This is a genomic window from Okeania sp. SIO3I5, from assembly GCF_010672085.1.
Classification (GTDB): Bacteria; Cyanobacteriota; Cyanobacteriia; order Cyanobacteriales; family Microcoleaceae; genus Trichodesmium.
The window spans coordinates 1-19,567 of record NZ_JAAHHT010000181.1; the positions used below are offsets into that span (position 1 = coordinate 1).

The window sequence follows — 19,567 nt, forward strand, 5'->3', positions numbered from 1 at the left end:
AAACATAATAACTAATAACTGAAAAAAGGTAGTTTACAAAAAAAACTTGACATGGTACTATAAGCATAATGGGAAAGGTGCGCTCAGATATACTCAAATCAATTCGGCCCAAAAAAACACATTTCCCTAACTCAACACCTAGGAAAAATTTGGGAAACAAAAGGTAGATTCAACAATTAATAATTAATAATTACCTCTTCTTATAAAGAAGAGGATTTTGCTCAAAGGAATTTTTTTCTTCTCTTGGTTGATTGAATATGGCGAGGTTTCCTCTGCATCCCTCAACCGCTTTTTTCTCAATGAATGGAGAGGCTTTATACCTTAAGAATTCGGTAAAAGTCAGAAGTGAAAAGTTACAGCAAATTTCGGAGAAATGATGTACAGGGTCAATGATAAAAATATTGTAGTGCCGGCATCTTGCCCGCTTCGGGGTGTACCTCATAAGAACAGAAACTGCTGTAAATATGGAAACTAATAACTGATACCTGAAAAAGCTGATAAGTGAAAGAAAAAGAAGGGGATTGACAAAAAAAAATTTGACATGGTACTATAAGCATAATGGAAAAGGTGCGCTCAGATATACTCAAATAAATTCGGCAAAAAAAACCTTATGTTCCTGGTAGGAGGAAGTCTGATAACTGATAACTGAACTGATAACTGAAAAAGTCATGCAGTCTAGAAAAGTTCTGAAACAACGTTACAAAATTATTGACTCTCTCGGAACAGGAGGTTTCGGAGATACCTATTTAGCTGAAGACTTAGACTTACCAAGAAATCCGAAATGTGTGGTTAAACATCTATCACCTAAAAGTTCAGATCCGGCAGTTTTGCCTGTTGCTCAAAAGCTGTTTGAGAGAGAAGTGGAGGCTTTATATGAATTAGGCAAAGACTCAGACCAAATACCAAAATTATTTGCTCATTTCCAGGAAGGAACAGAATTTTACTTAGTACAAGAATATATTGAAGGGCACGATATAAGTAAGGAACTTAGGCCGGGGAAAAAATTAAGCGAGTCTTATACTGTTGCCTTACTCAAAGGAATCTTAGAAGCATTAGCAGTAGCTCATCAAAATAATATAATTCACCGAGACATCAAACCACAAAACTTGATGCCTCAGAAGTCGGATAAAAAAATAGTATTGATAGACTTCGGGGCGGTTAAAGAAATAAGTGTATTGACTACTTACCAAAAAGGGACGACTACTTTTACTCTAGCAGTCGGAACACCTGGTTATATGCCAAGCGAACAAAGTAACGGTCAACCAAAACTGAGTAGTGATATCTATGCAGTGGGAATGGTAGGAATAAAAGCACTCACAGGAAAAGATCCCCACAACTTACAAAAAGACTCCAAGACAGGAAATGTTATCTGGCGAAATGAAGCACAAGTAAGTAACCGTCTGGCAAATATATTAGATAGGATGGTACATGAATATTGTCCAATGCGTTATGAAAATGCTACGGCAGTCTTAGAAGCATTAGGTTTCACAACTTCACCACCCACACCACAACCAAAACCAGTACCAAAAGTTAGTCAAACCAAAACGGTAGTAGCAAAACCCCAACCCCAACCTAATAAAAGCAGAAGACAAATATTAATATTAGGAGGTTTAGCAGGAAGTGGTTTTGTCGCAGCAATATTAACTAAATATTTCTGGAGTAGAACACCTCCAGAAAATATTTCTACTTCCCAACCAACTTCAGAACCTCCCTCTCCACGATTGACATTAGGAGGTTTGGCAGTAGGTGGGTTTGTTGCCGCAATGTTAACTAACATGATGAGGAGAAGAACACCACAACCCAAATTTTCCATTCAGACATTTACTACTGTTACAGTTAACAGGAAAGGAAAAATAATAAGTCGCCGTAAAGGTCAAGCAGAAGTAATGAGAGAAAACCTCGGTCATGGAGTCTTCCTAGAAATGGTAAAAATTCCTGGAGGTAGATTTCTCATGGGGTCTCCAAAGAGGGAAGCAGGAAGAAGAGATAGACATTATGAAAGCCCGCAACATTATGTAGATGTACCAGAATTTTTCATGGGAAAGTATCCAGTCACTAGAGCGCAGTGAGAAGCGGTTATGGGAAATAATCCTTCTAGGTTTAAAGATGCAAGTCGTCCTATAGAAAGAGTAAGTTGGATAAAAGCGACAGAATTTTGTCAGGAACTATCAGAAATAACGGGTAATCTATATTGTTTACCCAATGAGAGTCAGTGAGAATATGCTTGTCGAGCTAGAACTTCAACGCCATTTTATTTTGGCGAAACTATAACGTCTGAATTAGCTAACTATGATGGTCGTTCTACTTATGCTGATGAACCGGAAGGAAAATATCGACGAAAAACAACAGATGTGGGAATTTTTCCACCCAATGCTTTTGGTTTGTACGATATGCACGGCAATGTCTGGGAATGGTGTCAGGATGTTTGCCATGATAATTATAATGGAGCGCCTACCAATGGAAGTGCTTGGGAAACTGGAGGTGATAGTGATAGAAGAGTGCTCCGTGGCGGTAGCTGGTACGACAATTCTGGGGATTGCCGGTGTGCCTGGCGCAACTATAACGATGCGGACTTCCTCTACGTCTATGTTGGTTTTCGTATCGTCTCGTCTGTCTCTCGTTCCTAGGATTCTTCCCCTTTATTCTTTTCCTCTTTTCCCCTTTTCCCTCTTTTTCTTTTCTCTCTTCCCTCCTGCGGAGCGGGGAAAATTTTTTTTCAGAGTGGGAGAAGTTTTTTCAGTTATCCGTTATCCGTTATCCGTTATCCGTTATCCGTTTATCGCTCAAATTCCGAGAAAAAAATCATTTACTGATACTGAAGCATCCCGAAGAAAAAGTCATAGGAGAGAATCTGCATTTTGTGGAGCTACCAAAAAAAATCGGCGCGGAAAAGATTTACCTCTTGCATCGGCAAAAAATTCATGGTACGATTTAATCAATGGGGGTCGTTCGCACCTACACATGACTTTTTATTCAACCCCAAAACATCGCCAAACCAGTTATCAGTTATCAGTTTTGCGCATAGAGCAATAGTCAATACATTTCCTGAAGCACCCCGCCAGAGGAGATGAATAGTGGAATTTTTCTTCTATTGCGTATAGAGCAATAGTCAATACATTGCCTGAAGCACCCGCCAGAGGAGATGAATAGTGGAATTTTTCTTCTATTGCGTATAGAGCAATAGTCAATACATTTCCTGAAGCACCCCGCCAGAGGAGATGAATAGTCAAGTTTTGCGACAGATGAATCGATGAGAGAATCTGCATTTTGTGGAGCTACCAAAAAAATTGGCAAATATTTACCCCCTTCCATCCGCAAAAAATTCATGGTAAAATTTAACCTGTGGGGGTCGTTCGTACATACGCATGACTATTTATTCAACTGCAAAAATCGCTAGACACGGATTTGGCCACGGATACACGGATGATTATATGACCATTAAAAAGCTATAGGCCGACCTTCCGCTGTGGTGATCGCTCAAATTCAGAGAAACAAAACATTTTGTGAAGCACCCTCAAAAGAAAAAGTCAGTGGTAGGAGAAATAGAGAAGCGATAGAACTCCGTTCCGCTTCGCGAACGCTCCAATTCCGAGAAAAAAGCATTTTGTGAAGCACCCTCGAAAGAAAAAGTCAGTGGTAGGAGAAATAGAGAAGCGATAGAACTCCGTTCCGCTTCGCGAACGCTCCAATTCCGAGAAAAAAGCATTTTATGAAGCACCTCCGAAAGAAAAAGTGAGTGGCAGGAGAAATAGAGAAGCGATAGAACTCCGTTCCGCTTCGCGAACGCTCCAATTCCGAGAAAAAAGCATTTTATGAAGCACTCCAAAGAAAAAATCAGAGCCGAAAATCTGCATTTTGTGGAGCTACAAAAAAATCCGCGCGAAAAAGATTTACCCCTTGCATCGGGAAAAAATTCATGGTACGATTTAATCTGTGGGGTTCGTTCGCACCTACGCATGACTTTTTATTCAACTTCCAAAAATCGCTAGACACGGATTTGGCCACGGATACACGGATGATTATATGACCATTAAAAAGCTATAGGGCGACCTTCCGCTGTGGCGAACGCTCAAATTCCGAAGCCAAAACATTTTGTGAAGCACTCCAAAGAAAAAGTGAGTGGTAGGAGAAATAGAGAAGTGATAGAACTCCGTTCCGCTTCGCGAACGCTCAAATTCCGAAGCCAAAACATTTTGTGAAGCACTCCAAAGAAAAAGTCAGAGCCGAGAATCTGCATTTTGTGGAGCTACCAAAAAAAATCGGGAAAAAATTCATGGTAAAATTTAACCTGTGGGGGTTGCTCGTACCCACACATGACTTTTTATTCAACTAAAAATATATATTATATACAGGACTTACGCAAAATATGAAAACATACACCAGATGTAGGGGTTGATGGTCATTAACCCTCCTAGGAATAGCGTGTTGTCTAAAAATTTGCGTAAGTCCTGATATATTAGTAGATTAAGTTTTAGGTTGTCGCCGAAGTAACAGTAACATTACATCAATTGAGATAAAATTCAAAATATTTCAAAAAATCAAGTAAAAATGAAAGTCGAAGAAGCATTGGAAGTTCTGGAGACAGTTCTACCTCCAGGCTCCTTAAACGCTGTAAAAAGAAAGGTATTTTCTCAAGCATGGGAAGGTAAAGCATATTCTGAAATTGCCGAAGAAGCAGGTTACGATCCAGACTACATCAAAGGAGTAGCTGCCAACTTATGGCAAAATCTTTCTCGTGTCTTAGACGAAAAAGTAACCAAGAAAAACTTTCGCGCTTTGCTGAGACAAAAATTTGACACTCAGAAATTATGTCTTGCCAAAACCGAGCCAAATATTCAACAACATATATTCCAACCTTCCACAGAAACAAAAAAAACACTATCTAAACCAAAAATTGATTGGGGAGAAGCCATAGATGTTTCAGTTTTTTACGGACGCTCTCAAGAACTAAACCAACTCCACCAATATATTATCGCAGATAATTGTCGCTTAATAGCCCTACTTGGTATGGGTGGCATTGGTAAAACAGCATTAGCAGCAAAAGTCGCCCAACAACTACAAAATAAATTTGACTATATAATTTGGCGATCGCTCCGTCACTCACCTCCACTAGAAACAACTCTCAAGGAACTTATCTCATTTTTCTCTCACCAAGAATGTACCCAAGGAGAACTAAGCAAACTTATTGAATACTTACGGAAATCACGCTGCCTAATAATTTTAGATAGTGTCGAAACAATTTTAAAACCTGGATGTACAGGTCATTATCGCTCTGGTTACGAAAATTATAGTCAACTATTTCAGTTAATTAGCGAAACATCCCACTCTAGTTGTCTCATTCTTACCAGTCGAGAAAAACCCCCAGAAGTAGCAGCATTTGAAAGTATAGATACAGCAGTGCGATCGCTACAACTATTTGGTTCCGAAGAAATAGCAAAAGCTTTATTACAAACAAAAGAAATATCAGGTTCAGAAACACAAAAACAACAACTCAGCGAATATTATAACTATAACCCTCTAGCATTAAAAATAGTCATCACTTCCATCAAAGACTTATTCGATGGAGACTTAACAGAATTTCTCCAACATAATACTACCACCTTCAATGGAATTCGCCGACTCCTTGACCAACACTTTCATCGTCTCTCAGAATTAGAAAAAAAGATCGTGGTTTGGTTAGCGGTTAACCAAGACTGGACTAATGTAAAAAAATTAGAAACTGATATTATGCCAGCAGTTTCTAAAGTTAATCTTCTGGAAAGTTTAGAAGCTCTCATCTGGCGTTCTCTAGTCAAGAAAAAATTAAGTATGTACGCAGTTGAACCTCTAATAATGGAGTACATTCTTAACTATTTAATTCAAGAAATTGTTACTGAATTAACTACTACTAACTTCAATTTATTTCTTAGTCATTCCTTAATTATAACCACTGGCAAACGCTCTATTAAAGAACGACAAAATCAGCTAATTATTGAACCTATTGCTAGACAACTTAGTAAAATATTTGGTTCTACTCAAGCTCTAGAACAACAATTATTATTAATTTTAAATAAATTACAAGCTGACGAAACTGCCTTATGTAGTTATGCTTTAGAAAATCTGATTAATTTGTGTATGAAATTAGAGATTGACTTAATGGTGGGCGATCTTTATTCTCACAAAATAGAATGTCGTCAATCTGCTCATAACTATTCTCAAAAAGCTATTGAAGTATTAAATCAAATTAACCACAAAAACTCTGAATTTTGTGCAATAGTTCCTGGGAAAATTTGCCCTGCTAGTCAAACTAATCGACATAAATGCCATGAAAATAATGAATCACAATTGATAGATAATAACTCCTGTATTTGCCCTACTAATTTTGTAGATTTATCTGACCAGAATTATCAAGAATTGCCAAAGCAAAAACAAGAAGAAAATCTTTTAGAATCTCGGATGTTGTTAGAGAAAATGGAAGTACCAACATTAGACAATATTTCCGTCATAGCTTCTAGTCCTAATAAAGAATATTTAGCGATCGCCAATCCTTGCGGAGATATTCGTCTATTGCCAATGGTGAATTCTCAACCACACATAGTTTTTAAAGGTCATACTCAAGAAATACATTCTATTGTTTGGAGTCCAGATGGAAATCTTTTAGCAACTGGAAGTGACGATTTAACAGTAAGATTATGGGATATTAATACGGGTAAATGTATACAAATTTTTAATGAACATATAGCTCGAATTTATGCTTTAATTTGGAGCCAAAACAGTCAAACTATTATTACTAAAAGCGAAGATGAAACTATTAAGTTATGGGATGTTTCTAGTGGTAAATGTTTACATACTTGGTCAGCAGAAAATTTTATTCAATCTTCTGGTGAGCTAGATTCATCAGCAAGTCATATTTGTGAATTTTTAGCTCCTACTTTTTATGAAGTTGAATGTCCTGTTAGTTTAAAGATGAATAGTTTAAGTTTTGTTGGATTTGCAGATTCAGAATTTAATGATGACCCGTTAGTATCTTTTATATTTGCATTTTATTAGGAGTCAGGAGTCAGGAGTTAGGAGTTAGAACGAATGGTTTAAATACCATGTTGAAAGTTTTTGTTTGTAGTTTTGCTCTAGCCCGAAAAACATCTATGAAAAGGGGATTGAGAAAAAAAATTGACATGGTATTATAAGCATAATGGGAAAGGTGCGCTCAGATATACTCAAATAAATTCGGCCAAAAAAACCTTTCTTGGCTACTGAGATTAAGCAATACCCCAAAAAGTCTGATAACTGATAACTAATAACTGAAAATTATGCAGCCAGGAAAAATCCTGAGAAATCACTACAAAATTATTCAGTTGCTCGGAAGCGGAGGTTTCGGAGATACCTACTTAGCTGAAGATTTAGACTTACCAGATTTACCAGGAAATCCAAGACCAAAATGCGTCGTTAAACATCTATCACCTAAAACCTCAGACCCAGGAGTTTTGCCTATTGCTCAAAGGTTGTTTGATAGAGAAGCAAAGACTTTATACAAATTAGGCAGTGACTCAGACCAAATACCAAAATTATTTGCTCACTTCCAGGAAGGAACAGAATTTTACCTAGTACAAGAATATATAGAAGGGCAAGATATAAGCAAAGAACTAACTCCAGGAAAAAAATTAAGCGAGTCTTATACCATTGCCTTACTCAAAGGAATATTATCAGCATTAGAAACAGCTCATCAAAATAATATTATTCATCGAGATATTAAGCCACAAAATTTGATGCGTCGTAAGTCAGACAACAAAATAGTATTAATAGACTTCGGTGCAGTAAAAGAAATAAGTGTCTTAACCACCAACCCACAAGGGTTAACTACCTTAACTATTGGAGTCGGAACACCAGGATATATGCCAAGCGAACAAAGTAATGGCAAACCAAAACTGAGTAGCGATATTTATGCAGTGGGAATGGTAGGAATAAAAGCACTGACTGGTCAAAACTTAGGAAATTTGCCTACAGATCCAGATACAGAAAATATTATCTGGCGAAATGAAGCACAAGTGAGCGATCGCCTAGCAAATATATTAGATAAGATGGTGCGGGAGTATTTTCGAGAGCGTTATCAAAATGCCACAGAAGCATTAGATGCTTTGAGGGAAATAGTCAACCAATCTAAACCTATACCCACACCAATAGTTAACCAACATAAAACTATACCCACACCCATCTCAACTACAGAAATTCCACCAATAGTTAACCAACCTAAACCTAAACCCACACCAATAGTCAACCAACATAAAACTAAACCCACACCAAAAAGAACAATTCCATCCCCACCCCAACCCAATAAAAGCAGAAGAAAAATCTTGATATTAGGAGGTTTAGCAGCAAGTGGGTTTGTCGGAGCATTGTTAAGTAAAGATTGGTGGGATAGTAGATTTTTGCAACCAGAAGTAAACTTGTCAGACTCGTCACAACCAAAAGCAAACTGGGCACACTCGTCAAATTTGACTCAGAAATTTGAGACAGTCACAGTCAATGCCAAAGGAGAAATAATTAATCGCTCTCCAGGTCAAGCAGAGGTGATGATAGAAAACTTCGATAATGGGGTATCCCTAGAAATGGTAAAAATTCCCGCAGGTAGATTTCTCATGGGGTCTCCAGAGATAGAAGTAGGGAGAAATGATAATGAAAGTCCGCAACATAATGTAGACGTGCCAGAATTTTTCATGGGAAAGTATCCAGTCACTCAAGCACAGTGGCAAACAGTTATGGGAAATAATCCTTCTTGGTTTAAAGGTGCAAACCGCTCTGTAGAAGAAGTAAGTTGGAACGAGGCGACAGAATTTTGTCAGAAACTCTCACGAATAACAGGTAAAAAATATAGTTTACCAAGTGAGAGTCAGTGGGAATATGCTTGTCGAGCAGGAACAACAACACCATTTTATTTTGGGGAAACTATAACGTCTGAGTTAGTTAACTTTGATGGCAACTCTACTTATGCTAATGCACCGAAAGGAATATATCGTGAAGAAACAACAGATGTGGGAATTTTTCCACCTAATGCTTTTGGTTTGTACGATATGCACGGTAATGTTCTGGAATGGTGCCAGGATGTTTGGCACAGTAACTATAATGGAGCGCCTACCGATGGTAGTGCTTGGGAGACTGGGGGAAATAATAGTCGTTCACCGCTGCGTGGCGGTTCCTGGGCCATCAATCCTTATCTATGCCGTTCCGCGTATCGCGACAACCTCGATAGGCGCGGCTACAACGGCACCTATATTGGTTTTCGTATTGTGTGTGTTGGCGGGAGAACTTTTTAACCCTTTTCTCTCTTTCCCTTTTCCCCTTTTCCCTCTTTTTCTTTTTCCTTTCCCTCCCGCGAAGCACTGATAACTGATAACTGATAACTGATAACTGAAATTGACCTAACCCCCCAACCCCCTTCCCTGCTAGCGTTGGGGGAGCAAGAATTTCTCCCCTCTCTTACGAGGAGAGGGGTTGGCGGAGAGGTCTCATTCTATGGAGCTACCAAAAAAAATCGGCGTCGAAAGGATTTTCCCCTTGCATCGGCAAAAAATTCATGGTACGATTTAATTAATGGGGGTTGCTCGTACCTATGCCTGACTTTTTATTCAACTAAAAACATAGTCAAACAAGGGTTTTGCCACAGATGTACCGATGATTGTGTTACCGAATAAAAGCGATAGAGTAACCTTCCGCTTCACGATCGCTGAAATTCCGAGAAAAAATCATTTCCTTAAGCACCCAGACCCAGAAGAAAAAGTCAGTGGTAGGAGAAATAGAGAAGCGATCGCTGAAATTCCCAGAAAAAACATTTCCTGAAGCACCCAGAAGAAAAAGTCATAGGAGAGAATCTGCATTTTGTGGAGCTACCAAAAAAAGTCGGCGGCGAAAGGATTTACCTCTTGCATCAGCAAAAAAATCATGGTACAATTTAATCAGTGGGGATCGTTCGCCCCTGTGCATGACTTTTTATTCAACTAAAATACATCGTAAGTAGACTGACACAACTAAAACTGTGCAAAAAAATTGTCAAACCTTGCCAGAACAATAATTAGGGTTTGCTGAAAAAGTCTTATGGGTGAGGGTAAGGAGACAGGAGACAGGAGACAGGAGACAGGAGACAGGAGGAGTAAGGAATTTAGAGGAGGCAGAAGAAAGAATTATCCCTTGATTTTTCGGCTCTTGTCAACCCTTTCATCCTAACTTTTTGAGCTTTAAGGAGCAAAAACCTTGTACTTTTTCAAGACTTAAAACGGCTAAAACCATTAGAAAGTCAATGCTTTAAAATTTAATCAGCAAACCCTAATTATACAGAAAAAGCACTTTGCAGAGTTTTAACTGTGCATTAGGGAGATGGGGAGCAAAGGGGATGCTTTAAAACTGAACTATTAAATTATTAATTATTAATTATTCAGTAATGTTGGGTTTCGTTTCCTCAACCCAACCTACATTTATTAAAGACTTTTTTTAAACTTCATCTGCCGCTTGTAAAATCAAACGACGAGCTACAGTTTGAGTACCAGTATGCTCAAAATAATTAGTCGTCAAATCAATAAATGCCGCCAAATAATCCAACTTATCATCAGCAATATCTACAAAATTTTGCAAACTATTAATAATCATTTGAGGATCTAATCCTCGGGACGAAACTAAATTACTCATCCAACCACTAACCGCATCAAAACTATTACCAATAAAATCAAGTTTACCCTGAGTACCATCACCAGGAATCAAATTATTTACCCTCTTAAATAAAGGATTTTGTTGCAAACCAGCAGAACTCATACCCCCAATAATATCTCCCACCCGATCCACAAAATCAGGTCCTAGAGGAATCAACCCATCGAAACAAACCAAAGCAACCATTCGCATCAAAGAAGGACCACTATATTCTTCTGCCAATGCTGCGGAAAAATCTCCTAAACTATCCATAGTTGGCATTCCATTCAATTTGCAGAAAGCCACCAACTCCGCTACTATTTTGATGGATAAATCTACCGCTTGAGTTGTATCTGCTGATGGAGTTAACTTATTCAGGAAACCCAGGAAAGAGATTTTTTCGCCAATTTTATTTGCCATTGCTGCTGCACCTAAAGCAGCATCAGCTTTATCTAGACTTTGGTAAGTCCAGATAGCGTCTTGATAACCTTGAGATTCGTCGTTATATATCCACAAAGCACGTTCGCTAATTTTTTGAATTCTTTCTGAGTCTTCTTCACCAGTGACTTGACGAACGGTATTTTCAAAACCTACTAAATTATTCCATTCTCCGGGAACTACGAAATCTAAGGCGCGTAATGCTGAGACTGTAATACCACCAGTGGGTAGGTCATTGACTAATTTGATAATTGAATCGCTCATAATTTATCCTTCTGTGTTAATTTTTTCTCCATCACAACTTAGAGTCGTTCCGGAGGCGCTCTTTTCATCTTATTGGCAATTTTATCAAGTCCAGCAAACCTTTAGTCGAGTAGTTTATAGGATAAGCATCCTACTTTTAGAAATAGATGTGTCTTGGAAAAATAGTGGTTTAGATTCAATTTCCGCTACAAATATTCATTCTGTGAAGCACCAAAAAAATTGACGGCAGGAAGGTTTAACTCTTGTATCCTCCCAAAAATTATGATATTCTGTAAGTATTATGGGGTTAATTCGTCCTTAAGCATGAATTTTTATTCAACTAAGACAGATATGGAAGCGATCGCTCAAATAGAAAAATCTCATTCTCTCAAGCACCAGAAAAAATGGACGGCAGAAAGATTTTAGTCTTACATCCTCATTGAAGAGATAGAAGCGATCGCTCAAATAGAAAAATCTCATTCTCTCAAGCACCAGAAAAAATCAGGGATAGGAAAGTTTGACCTTTGCATCCTCTTCAAGAGATAGAAGCGATCGCTCAAATTTAGAAAAAATCTCATCTTCAGTGGAAAACTACAAACATTTTCATTGTATGAAGCTCCCCAAAAAATCGGCGCCTCAAAGGATTTTCGGTTGCATCCTCACAAAATTTCTGATATCATAAAATTTAACTGGGGTCGCTCGTCCTTACACATGATTTTTTATTCAACTAAACTTTCTTGTTAAGAGGTGATCGTCCTATTCATAAATTCTGCCTCAGAAACAATGCCAGAAATATTTTCATCTTTGAGAGCTTCCTATAAACTATATGCTTGTGTTCCCCTGATTAAATCTTTCCATCCATCGCTCCTTAGTGAGAAAACCACAAACATTTTCATTCTCTGAAGCTCCCAAAAAAATCGGCAGGTCAAAGGGTTTTCGGTTGCATCCTCACAAAATTTCTGATATCATAAAATTTAACTGGGGTCGCTCGTCCGTACGCATGATTTTTTATTCAACTAAATTTTCTTGTTAAGAGGCGATCGTCCTATTCAGGAATTCTGCCTCAGAAACAATGCCAGAAATATTTTCATCTTTGAGAGCTTCCTATAAACTATCTGTTTATGTTCCCCTGATTAAATATTTCCATCCATAGCTTGCACCAAGTATGAGAAAACCACAAACATTTTCATTTTCTGAAGCTCCTAAAAAAAACGGCGCCTCAAAGGATTTTCGGTTGCATCCCTACAAAATTTCTGATATTATAAAACTTAACTGGAGTTGCTCGCCTATACGCATGATTTTTTATTCAACTAAACTTTCTTGTTAAGAGGCGATCGCCCTAAACAGTTGTTTTGTCAAAGTTTTTAGCCTATAAAATCTAGCACTCTGAATTCTAAATTCTAAATTCTAAATTCTAAATTCAGTGAATTGGTGGTAACTCCAAAGATATTTGCCCTAATAAACCCTTGCGAAAATCATCCAAAATACGTCTAGAAGTACGCTCAATATCTCCTTGATAAATCCGATCTGCTACCTCATGTAAATAACTTTCACCTGTATAATTATCCGCTTTTAACCCATAACGAGATTCTAAACAAGAGGCAGAAACAAAACCATTACTATTAATCTCTAGAGACATTAATAAATCAATCAAACTAGCAGCTATTAATTGATTATCATAAGCAGCATCCCCAATATCCTCACAAATAGCCAACTTAATTGCATCCTCTTCATTTTTAATCCTACTAGGAATTACACCAGGAGCATCTAACAATTCAATCTCATCAGAAATACGTACCCATCTTAATTGTTTAGTAACACCAGCACGTCTAGCACTCTCAACAACCTTCCTCTTCAACAACCTATTAATCAGAGCAGACTTTCCCACATTAGGAAAACCAATAACCACAGCACGCACAGGACGAGGTAACATCCCGCGATCGCGCCGTCTCTGGTTAACAGCATTACCAGCTTCCCGCGCTGCTTTGGCCAAATTCTTCACTCCATCCCCCAACTGAGCATTAGTAAAATAAGGCACTTGTCCCTCACCTTCAAACCATTCCTGCCATCTTTTCATAACTTCCACAGGAATCATATCCATCCGATTTAATACCAAAACTCGTGGTTTACTACCCACCCACTCAGATACCTGGGGATGGTTAGTAGTTAGTGGAATACGGGCATCTCGAACCTCCAGAACCACATCAACCCGTTTCAGTTGTTCCTTAAGATTGCGTTCAGCTTTAGCAATATGGCCAGGATACCATTGAATAGCCATTGTTTTAAGTCAAAAATCAAAATTTAAAAGTCAAAAGTTAAGATAGTTAGTAAAAACAATTAATAATTAATAATTAATAATTAATAATTAATAATTACCTCTCCTTGAAAACGGATAGGATTGACTAATCATGAAAATTTTTATTTATTATCCCCTATCCAAGGGGAGGCTATAAACCAAAATTTTTCGGTAAAGTTAAAGTCAAAAGTCTAAGATAGTTAGTTATCAATGTCAAAATTCAAAATTCAAGATAGTTAGTAAAGTAGGTAAAGTTAAAGTCAAAAGTCTAAGATAGTTAGTTACCAACGTCAAAATTCAAAAGTCAAGATAGTTAGTAAAAACAATTAATAATTAATAATGAATAATTAATAATTACCTCTCCTGGAAAACAGATAGGATTGACTAATTATGAAAATTTTTATTTATTATCCCCTATCCAAGGGGAGGCTATAAACCAAAATTTTTCGGTAAAGTTAAAGTCAAAAGTCCAAGATAGTTAGTTACCAATGTCAAAATTCAAAATTTAAAATTCAAAAGTCAAGATAGTTAGTAAAAGTAGGTAAAGTTAAAGTCAAAAGTCTAAGATAGTTAGTTACCAACGTCAAAATTCAAAATTCAAAATTCAAAAGTCAAGATAGTTAGTAAAGTAGGTAAAGTTAAAGTCAAAAGTCTAAGATTGTTAGTGACCAAAATAGGCAAGTAGCTCCCATTGTCAGAGATACTTTTAGGTTATCAATATAGCAGTCGCCAGGATAGTTAAGACATTCTCACAGCAAGAATTTAACTCCTGACTCCTGACTTTTAACTCCTTAAGGAACTACCAAAACAGGACAAGGAGACAGATTAACAATCTGATTACTAACACTATCACTAACGCCTTCCTCAGTCAAACCCATACCTCGGGAGCCAATAATAATCAGATTAGCTTCAATCTCATCAGCCACATCACAGGTAACAAAAGCTGGTTTACCCTCTCTTTCGAGAATTTCCGCTTCGATACCCTGCTGGGCAAACATAGCCTTAGCTCCTTCCAGAAGTTTGGCAATTGCTTCGTGGTCATTCATTGTCAATGTTTCCTGGCCTTCCGAAACTCCTACCCTCACTGCCAATAGTACCAGGCGAGAGTTATATTTTTGGACAATGTTAGCCACCACTTCCGCAGCTTCGCGGGTTTCTCGGCTATCATTTACAGGAAATAGAACTGTTTGAAACATAGAAGTATATTTGGGGTACGGACTCCGATAAAATGTCTACCGTGAACTAATTGTTGTAACCTAATTCAATCTATTTATGGGCCAATAATCTGACCATAGATTGATAGGTATAGATTAAGACAAATACTAGGAGATTAATCCTGTGACAAAAAAAACTGTAGCAAATTTATCGGAATCTGACTTATCTGGCAAAAAGGTACTCATGCGGGCCGACTTTAATGTACCTGTTGATAATGGTAGTATTACAGATGATACTAGAATTCGGGCAGCTCTTCCGACAATTCAAGATTTAATTGGCAAAGGTGCAAAAGTTATCTTAACTAGCCATTTTGGACGTCCCAAGGGAAAAGTAAATGAAGATATGCGTCTGACTCTTGTGGGAGAAAGACTCTCTGAAGTATTGGGTAAGGAAGTTAAGAAGTGTGACGACTGCGTTGGTGAGGCAGTAACTTCTACTGTGGCAGCTATGCAAAATGGTGATGTAGTTTTGCTGGAGAATGTTCGCTTCTACCCTGGAGAGGAGGGAAATGACCCAGAGTTTGCCAAGCAACTTGCTTCTGTGGCGGATATATATGTGAATGATGCTTTTGGAACTGCTCATCGTGCCCATGCTTCAACTGAGGGTGTGACTAAATATTTGAGTCCTTCTGTGGGTGGTTATTTAATTGAAAAGGAACTGAAATTCCTCCAAGGTGCAATTGATAATCCTCAAAAACCTTTGGCTGCAATTATTGGTGGTTCTAAGGTTTCTAGTAAGATTGGTGTGATTGAGGCTTTGTTGGATAAGTGCGATAAGTTGCTCTTGGGTGGCGGTATGATTTTCACTTTTTACAAAGCTCGTGGTTTAAGTGTGGGTAATTCTTTGGTTGAAGACGATAAGATAGAATTGGCGAAGTCTCTAGAAGCTAAGGCAAAAGAAAAAGGTGTAGCAATGTTGTTACCTACTGACGTGGTTGTAGCTGATAAGTTTGACGCTGAGGCGAATACTCAAACTGTTAGTGTTGAAGCTATTCCTGATGGTTGGATGGGTTTGGATATTGGACCTGAGTCGGCAAAGGTTTTCCAAGATGCTTTAGCAGACTGCAAAACTGTCATTTGGAACGGTCCGATGGGAGTGTTTGAGATAGAGAAGTTTGCTAAGGGTACTGAAGCGATCGCCCGGACTCTTGCTGATAAGTCGGATGCTATTACTATTATTGGTGGTGGTGACTCTGTTGCTGCAGTGGAGCAGTTAGAGCTTGGTGAAAAAATGAGTCACATTTCTACTGGTGGTGGTGCTAGTTTGGAATTGTTGGAAGGTAAAGAGTTACCTGGTATTGTTGCTTTAGATGAAGCATAAATTGATAATGGATAATGGATAATGGGTAATGGATAATGGATAATGAAAACTTTCTCTAATTATCAATTATTCATAATTAATTATTAATTGCTAAGTGCTTCTCTACGCGTGGGCGTTTGAATAGGGAAGCACTTAATATTAGGGAGTAGGGAGTGTCGGAAGTGTCGGAAGTGTGGGATGTATATATCTTCACCATTACAATGCAGGAAAACCAAAAATTAGGCCTGCACTTCAGCAACGCCGATTTATTTATATATAATTATCATGTCCGGTAGCATCGTTTGTGTAGAGAATTAAGTTTTTTTGGAAAAAACCTTCTGCCTCCCCCCTTTCAAAGGGGGGTAGGGGGGATGCCTCCTGCCTTACTTCCTCATGCATTGATAAGTATTCAACCGGACATGATATAAATATCTAAACAGAACTTACGCACCCATGAAACTATACAGCATTTGTAGGGGTTAACGGCCGTTAACCCCTACCATATATATATGTATGCGTAATATCATTTCTGGTTGAATAGTTATAATTACAGCGCTTTTCAGATTGATGAACTACATCGCCATAATCGAAATCCTGTAGGGGCGATTTCCTAACTGAATGCTCCGCAAACGCGAATCGCTCCTACAGTGGTTCAACCAAGTGAAAACCACTGTAAAGTCTAATTACGAGTTTTAATTATAACTATAGAAGTTGCTCAAGCCCAACTACAAACAAAAACTTTTTTGATCGCTAATTATCCGGAGATGATATAAATCCTGATAAATACAGACTTGTCGCTTGATAACTAGAAAAAACTCGCAAACCCTTGTCATATAATGATTTCACCTATTAATAAAAAAACGCCTGGAATTACTGCTATGTCTTAATCTTAGCGGTTTTTTCCATTTATTTAGGAACAACTCTAACATTGTTTTGTTTTTTCACACCCAGGCTACATATTTTTTTAAACTTAATACTATTACAGAACTTTTGGAGTTGATAAAGTACAAAACTTTAGGATTTTAGGCAACAAGTAACAGACAAAAAGCTACAAAAAATTAATAAACTGTACCTCACTACCCTAAAATGGACTACATAATTAGACTTAGAGGTTATTTGGGAGAGTTTTATAAAGATCTGATGAAAAAGGGATAGAAATTCGATGAAGATTTGATGAAGATTTGAGAAAAAACAGATTTTCCCCTTGAAATATTCCGGAATAAGAGAATATGATGATGATGTCAAACAAATCTTATGGAGTTGGATCAAATTATGTTAAAGAAGACTTTGTTCGTTGTTGCTTCAACTATCGCTGTTACTGCTGCCACATCTCTACCCGCTGCTGCAAATTTAAAGTGTCCACCTAATATTCCTTCTGGTGTTATTCCTGGTTGCTCCTCTGCTCCTGTGAAAGTGCCTGAACCAACTACTGTACTGGGTTTGTTATGCGTGGGTGGTGGTATGGTTGCCAAGAAGATGGTAGATTCCCGCATGGCTTCAAAGTAATATACTCTTTTAACTTTCTATACCTATTTAGGGTCTTGCCAAAAAAAATAATGATATACGTTCTGAATTTGATGTCTTGGCAAGATTTTTATTCCAATACAGTTATCGCTAAAACTCTTCAAGTCTTCAAATGATCGGACTTTAAAGATACTCATCTTTTTTCTGTAGTATATCCTTTGTCACAACCTCCATATAGTCATTTCAAAAATGAAACACTTTGTTAGCTGAAACTCTTTGACAGCAACAAATACTCGTCTCAGTTGAAATTGAAATGATCTTAAATCTGAAAAGGGTATATTTTTTGGGCATTGCTGAATTGAAGTATAAATTTGAAAAATAAAGAATCCAAAACTCCTACCATTTAGAACTCTGTACCTCTACATGGGATCAATTAATAGAGTTGTTGAGAATTAAGCTAAAAAAAATGGCTAAACCCCTTATTAGTCAAAGTTTATAGTGTTTTTCGGACCTAAAATTCTGAAAACCTTATATCATCAGCTTTTGAGCATTTTAAATTTTGGTTTCCCAACAACTCTAATACAATCAGGTTAATTAGCAATCTGATTTATTCTTGACTGAAAAGTCCTCAAAAAACATATTCACTATCACCGAACAGTTATCAAACTATGTCTGAAGTATCTACTAACATTTTATCATTAAGTGCTGTATTACCTGATGCAGTTGAATTTAAAGCTATTTACGATCAAGGGAACAGTTTTATAAACATCGAGATTCTTGACGACCCCATTTTGGGTGGTGTGCGAGATGGATGGTGTATCGATACCGATCGAGACATTGATCCCGGTTTAGACTTGCCAAATTTCAACACCGAGGGAACGACATATAGTGCCAAGGTCTTTTCCACCTATGAAGAACTTCCTCAAGAACTAATTGGGGAAGGATTAATCGAAAAACCTGAGAATTTGAACAAACTTAACTACATTATTAATCAGGGATGGGCAGGGACAGATTTAGGAGACTTGGGTATAGTCACATTTGCTGATATTCAGCGAGCAATCTGGGAACTGTTAGATGATGAGCAATCTGTAGACTTTGTCGGCGAAGAGAGTGATGGTTTCTGGAGTCAGGATCGGGTTGATGCAATTTTAGCAGATGCTAACAGCCCAGAGGCAGATGCTTTTGTGCCTGAGTTTGGTGAAAAAATGGCCGTTATCTTGGTCCCTGATCAAACTGATGATGGTGTACTTAATCCCGATGCTCAAATAGTTATTTCTGAAGTCGAGCTTTCCAAGCTAGGCGATTTTGTATTTGAAGATAGCAATGCAAACGGTATTCAGGATGCTGGCGAACAAGGGATAGCTGGAGCCACAGTAAATTTGCTTGCTGATATGGATGGCGATGGTGAGATTGAAGATGGTGAAATAGTAGACACAACCACCACTGATGCTAACGGTAATTATGACTTTACTGTTATTGCTGGTGAATACAAAGTCCAGTTTGAAACTCCTGATGGTTTTGACATGGCTAGTCCAGCTAATCAAGGCAATGATGATACCAAAGATTCTGATGGTCCTATTTCTGATGTAATTACTCTTGAACCTGGTGAAAATGACCCCACAATTGATGCAGGATTTTTCAAGAAGGCTAGTTTAGGAGACAAAGTATTCTTTGATGATGATGGTGATGGTATTCAAGATGCAGGAGAAGATGGAGTAGATGGTGTAACAGTAACTTTAACCGGTGGTGGAGCAGATGGTGACATTGACACTGTTGGGGACAACACCACAGAAACGACGATCACTGATGAGAACGGTATGTATTCTTTCACCAACCTCAATCCTGGTGAAGAGTATCAAGTAACTTTTGAGGAGTCTACCTTACCCTCGGGATTTGAATTTACTGATGCTGACCAAGGTGGGGATGATGCAACCGACTCTGATGCTGACGCCAATGGTG

12 protein-coding genes and 1 pseudogene are annotated in these 19,567 nt (G+C 37.9%); 9 read left to right on the forward strand and 4 right to left on the reverse strand.

All coding sequences use genetic code 11. The features are described 5' to 3' along the window. The first annotated feature begins 668 nt into the window (after nucleotides 1-668). Together F6K40_RS29060 and F6K40_RS29065 are read left to right on the forward strand one after the other, a co-directional pair. Nucleotides 669-2,627: pseudogene (locus tag F6K40_RS29060) on the forward strand (SUMF1/EgtB/PvdO family nonheme iron enzyme). Between the two features lie 94 nt (nucleotides 2,628-2,721). After that, nucleotides 2,722-3,033, forward strand: a complete 312-nt coding sequence (locus F6K40_RS29065) for a hypothetical protein (protein WP_293140834.1) — start codon at nucleotides 2,722-2,724, stop codon at nucleotides 3,031-3,033. Here F6K40_RS29065 and F6K40_RS29070 read toward each other — a convergent pair. Beyond that, the gene (locus F6K40_RS29070; RefSeq protein ID WP_293140836.1) at nucleotides 3,003-3,266 is read right to left on the reverse strand and encodes a hypothetical protein; all 264 of its coding nucleotides are present in this window, start codon (nucleotides 3,264-3,266) and stop codon (nucleotides 3,003-3,005) included. The two genes, F6K40_RS29065 and F6K40_RS29070, sit on opposite strands and share 31 nt — an antisense overlap. A gap of 1,282 nt (nucleotides 3,267-4,548) precedes the next feature. Here F6K40_RS29070 and F6K40_RS29075 point away from each other — a divergent pair. From F6K40_RS29075 to F6K40_RS29085, 3 genes are all read left to right on the forward strand, one after another. Beyond that, a complete protein-coding gene (locus F6K40_RS29075) occupies nucleotides 4,549-7,029 on the forward strand; it encodes a helix-turn-helix domain-containing protein (RefSeq protein WP_293140838.1) in 2,481 nt (826 codons plus the stop codon). 260 nt (nucleotides 7,030-7,289) lie between these two features. Further along, nucleotides 7,290-9,290, forward strand: a complete 2,001-nt coding sequence (locus F6K40_RS29080) for a bifunctional serine/threonine-protein kinase/formylglycine-generating enzyme family protein (RefSeq protein WP_293140840.1) — start codon at nucleotides 7,290-7,292, stop codon at nucleotides 9,288-9,290. Nucleotides 9,291-9,648: 358 nt separating this feature from the next. Continuing rightward, nucleotides 9,649-9,813, forward strand: a complete 165-nt coding sequence (locus F6K40_RS29085; RefSeq protein ID WP_293140842.1) for a hypothetical protein — start codon at nucleotides 9,649-9,651, stop codon at nucleotides 9,811-9,813. Nucleotides 9,814-10,461: 648 nt separating this feature from the next. On the opposite strand, the gene F6K40_RS29090 is transcribed toward F6K40_RS29085, so the two are convergent. The 3 genes from F6K40_RS29090 to F6K40_RS29100 form a co-directional block, all read right to left on the reverse strand. Next, a complete protein-coding gene (locus tag F6K40_RS29090; protein WP_293140844.1) occupies nucleotides 10,462-11,355 on the reverse strand; it encodes a hypothetical protein in 894 nt (297 codons plus the stop codon). Nucleotides 11,356-12,754: 1,399 nt separating this feature from the next. Continuing rightward, on the reverse strand, nucleotides 12,755-13,612 hold the full coding sequence (ylqF, locus tag F6K40_RS29095; RefSeq protein WP_293140846.1) for a ribosome biogenesis GTPase YlqF: 858 nt from the start codon (nucleotides 13,610-13,612) through the stop codon (nucleotides 12,755-12,757). 809 nt (nucleotides 13,613-14,421) lie between these two features. Next, entirely contained in the window at nucleotides 14,422-14,826 is a 405-nt protein-coding gene (locus tag F6K40_RS29100) for a universal stress protein (RefSeq protein WP_293140848.1), read from the reverse strand. Between the two features lie 142 nt (nucleotides 14,827-14,968). On the opposite strand from F6K40_RS29100, the gene F6K40_RS29105 reads away from it, so the two are divergent. From F6K40_RS29105 to F6K40_RS29120, 4 genes are all read left to right on the forward strand, one after another. Next, nucleotides 14,969-16,165 (forward strand): phosphoglycerate kinase, encoded by a 1,197-nt coding sequence (locus tag F6K40_RS29105; RefSeq protein ID WP_293140850.1) that lies wholly within the window; start codon nucleotides 14,969-14,971, stop codon nucleotides 16,163-16,165. Between the two features lie 152 nt (nucleotides 16,166-16,317). After that, a complete protein-coding gene (locus tag F6K40_RS29110) occupies nucleotides 16,318-16,440 on the forward strand; it encodes a hypothetical protein (RefSeq protein WP_293140852.1) in 123 nt (40 codons plus the stop codon). A gap of 976 nt (nucleotides 16,441-17,416) precedes the next feature. After that, entirely contained in the window at nucleotides 17,417-17,650 is a 234-nt protein-coding gene (locus F6K40_RS41085) for a PEP-CTERM sorting domain-containing protein (RefSeq protein WP_365673177.1), read from the forward strand. Nucleotides 17,651-18,276: 626 nt separating this feature from the next. Beyond that, a partial coding sequence (locus tag F6K40_RS29120; protein WP_293140856.1) for an SdrD B-like domain-containing protein occupies nucleotides 18,277-19,567 on the forward strand: 1,291 nt, incomplete at its 3' end.

Excerpts from the sequence above, each read along its gene's own strand:
- F6K40_RS29070 (WP_293140836.1), bottom strand. The coding sequence starts at position 3,266 with ATGCAGATTCTCTCATCGATTCATCTGTCGCAAAACTTGACTATTCAT.
- F6K40_RS29075 (WP_293140838.1), top strand. The coding sequence starts at position 4,549 with ATGAAAGTCGAAGAAGCATTGGAAGTTCTGGAGACAGTTCTACCTCCA.
- F6K40_RS29080 (WP_293140840.1), top strand. The coding sequence starts at position 7,290 with ATGCAGCCAGGAAAAATCCTGAGAAATCACTACAAAATTATTCAGTTG.
- F6K40_RS29085 (WP_293140842.1), top strand. The coding sequence starts at position 9,649 with ATGATTGTGTTACCGAATAAAAGCGATAGAGTAACCTTCCGCTTCACG.
- F6K40_RS29090 (WP_293140844.1), bottom strand. The coding sequence starts at position 11,355 with ATGAGCGATTCAATTATCAAATTAGTCAATGACCTACCCACTGGTGGT.
- ylqF (WP_293140846.1), bottom strand. The coding sequence starts at position 13,612 with ATGGCTATTCAATGGTATCCTGGCCATATTGCTAAAGCTGAACGCAAT.
- F6K40_RS29100 (WP_293140848.1), bottom strand. The coding sequence starts at position 14,826 with ATGTTTCAAACAGTTCTATTTCCTGTAAATGATAGCCGAGAAACCCGC.
- F6K40_RS41085 (WP_365673177.1), top strand. The coding sequence starts at position 17,417 with ATGTTAAAGAAGACTTTGTTCGTTGTTGCTTCAACTATCGCTGTTACT.